We start from the raw sequence: 2,197 nt of genomic DNA, 5'->3' as shown, positions 1-2,197 counted from the left end.
CCCTTCCCCGGGGCACGGGGGGTGGTGCGGCTTCCCTTGCGGCATGGGGGTGCCTTCTCAGCGGCGCGAGGACCTGCACGGCCAGCCGAGCGCGACCGTCGTGTGCGGACAGCGACCCCTGGGCGGGCGCCCCCTCACCGAGGGGAGCCGTCAGAACCCCGGCGCGCCGGGGAGGCGTACCCCTTGCGCAGGAGTAGCGCGGGACCCCTGGCCCGGGGGCGGGCGGACAGGGGCAACCCCCGGAGGGGCTAGGTCGGGTCGGGTCGGGAGTAGGTGCGGCCCTTCCAGGCCGCTCCGCGGCCGCGGTAGTGCTGGACGGCGGAGTCGACGGTCATGAGGAGGTACAGCGCGGCTGTGTAGGGAAGCGTGAGGGCGAGCCACCGCCGCTGGCCGTAGTAGCGCAGTATCGGGAGATACGTCGCCGTCATGACGGCCCACGCGGCGGCGCCGAGCGCGCACAGCGGCCACGTACCGGTGGCGGCGCCGCCCATGGCGGCGGCCGGGGGGACGAGGTAGATCAGGACGAGGCCGAGCACCGTACCGAGGAGCACCGCGGGGCTGTGGCGGAGCTGGGCGTAGGCGCTGCGGGAGACCATCCGCCACAGTTCGCCGAGGTCCGGGTAGGGGCGGACGCTGTCGACGCGGTCGGCGAGGCCGAGCCAGATCCGCCCGCCCGAGCGCCGGACCGCCCGTGCCAGGGCGATGTCGTCGATCACGGACTGCCGGATGCTGTCGGGGACGCCCGCCGCGTCGACGGCCGTGGCGCGGATCAGGACGCAGCCCCCTGCCGCCGCCGCGGTGCGCCCGCGTCGGCGGTTGATCCACCGGAAGGGGTAGAGCTGCGAGAAGAAGTAGACGAACGCCGGGACGATCAGCCGCTCCCAGCCGGTCTCGACCCGCAGCCTGGCCATCTGCGACACCATGTCGAGGTCCGCGCCGACCGCCGCTGCGGCCAGGGCGCGCAGACTGTCCGGGCGGTGCGCGATGTCGGCGTCGGTGAGCAGCAGATACTCCGCCCCGGTGGGGGGGGGGGGGGGCGCGCCCCCCCCCCGCCCGCCCCCCCCCCCCCCCCCCCCCCCCCCCCCCCCCCGCCCCCCCCCCCCCCCCCCCCCCCCCCCCCCCCCCCCCCCCCCCCCCGACGCCGTGGCGTACGGCCCACAGCTTGCCGGTCCAGCCGGGCGGCGGCTCGCCGGGGGAGGAGACGGTCAGCGGCAGCCCGCCGTGCCGCTCGGCCAGTTCACGGGCGACGTCCCCGGTCCCGTCGGTGCTGCCGTCGTCGACCAGGAAGATCTCGGCCCGCCCTGGATACTGCTGCGCCAGCAGCGACGGCAGGCTCAGCCCGAGCACCGCCGCCTCGTCCCTGGCGGGCACCACGACGGCCACCGTCGGCCATGCGGAGGGCTCGGCAATGTGCCGCGGCAGCCGTACGTCCGTGCGCCAGAAGAAGCCCTGTCCCAGCAGCAGCCACACCCACACCAGCAGGGACAGCCCTGCGATCACTGTCGTCACCGTCACTCGCGGCAGTCTGCCGTACGACGGGTGCCGGGCGGTGGCGCGGTCGCCGTGCCGCGTAGGGTGAGTGGATGAAGATCGCCCTCGTGGACTCCGGCCTCGGACTGCTGGCCGCCGCCGCGGCCGTACGCCGGATGCGGCCGGACGCCGATCTGGTGCTGTCGTGCGATCCGGACGGTATGCCCTGGGGGCTGCGGACCGTGCAGGACGTCGGTGAACGCGCCCTGCGGTGTGCGCTGGCGGCGGCGGAACGCGGTCCCGACGTGCTGATCGTGGCCTGCAACACCGCGTCGGTGCACGCGCTGGCGGCGGTACGGGCCGCGCTGGAGCCGGCCCTGCCGGTGGTGGGCACCGTGCCCGCGATCAAGCCGGCCGCGGCGGGCGGCGGCGCGGTCGCCATCTGGGCGACGCCCGCCACCACGGGCAGCGCCTACCAGCGCGGGCTGATCGCCGAATTCGGCGGCGCCGCGGACATCACCGAGGTGCCGTGCCCCGGGCTCGCCGAAGCCGTGCAGGCCGGTGACAGCGCCGCGGTGGACGCCGCGGTCGCCGCGGCGGCGGCACTGACCCCGATGGGCGTACGCGCGCTCGTGCTCGGCTGCACGCACTACGAGCTGCTCACCGACCGGATCGGGGGGGGGGGGGGGGGGGGGGGGGGGGGGGGGGGGGGGGGGGGGGGGGGGGG

Annotated in this window: 1 protein-coding gene and 1 pseudogene; one reads left to right on the top strand and one right to left on the bottom strand. The window is 76.8% G+C overall.

The genetic code is table 11. The annotated features are described in order from the left end of the window. Positions 1 to 248: 248 nt before the first annotated feature. Positions 249 to 1,515: pseudogene (locus V7E46_RS33375) on the bottom strand (glycosyltransferase). A 68-nt stretch (positions 1,516 to 1,583) separates the two neighbouring features. Here V7E46_RS33375 and V7E46_RS33370 point away from each other — a divergent pair. Then, positions 1,584 to 2,197 (top strand): glutamate racemase (locus V7E46_RS33370; protein ID WP_333771903.1); only part of this gene is annotated, 614 nt, incomplete at its 3' end.

It is taken from the genome of Streptomyces sp. IBSBF 2435 (genome assembly GCF_036815005.1).
Classification (GTDB): Bacteria; Actinomycetota; Actinomycetes; order Streptomycetales; family Streptomycetaceae; genus Actinacidiphila.
Note: the sequence above shows the minus strand (reverse complement) of the source record. Positions and strands in the feature narration are given on the sequence as shown.